We start from the raw sequence: 218 nt of genomic DNA, 5'->3' as shown, positions 1-218 counted from the left end.
TGCATATGGAATGTTAGGATTACAAACTCCTATCTATTTTATTTTTTCGGTTAGTTTGTATATTTTTGCTTTGAATCATTATTATAAAAATCATATTAAAAAGCTTCAGGAACCAATCAAAAAATCAAAATCATCGAAAAAAAACTCTGGTTTCGGAGTAGTGGCTTTTATAGGATTGGGTCAACTCGTTGCTAATATCAGTCTTGGTTTTGCAACAC

At 30.3% G+C, this 218-nt stretch carries 1 pseudogene; it reads left to right on the top strand.

Features of this window, described 5'->3' with window-relative positions:
- A pseudogene (locus tag HMPREF2590_RS18185) lies at positions 1-218 on the top strand (hypothetical protein); the annotation flags it as partial.

It is taken from the genome of Bacillus sp. HMSC036E02 (genome assembly GCF_001836235.1).
GTDB classification, from domain to species: Bacteria; Bacillota; Bacilli; order Bacillales; family Bacillaceae_G; genus Bacillus_A; species Bacillus_A cereus.
The sequence above is the reverse complement of the archived record's forward strand: the minus strand, read 5'-3'. Positions and strand labels throughout refer to the sequence as shown.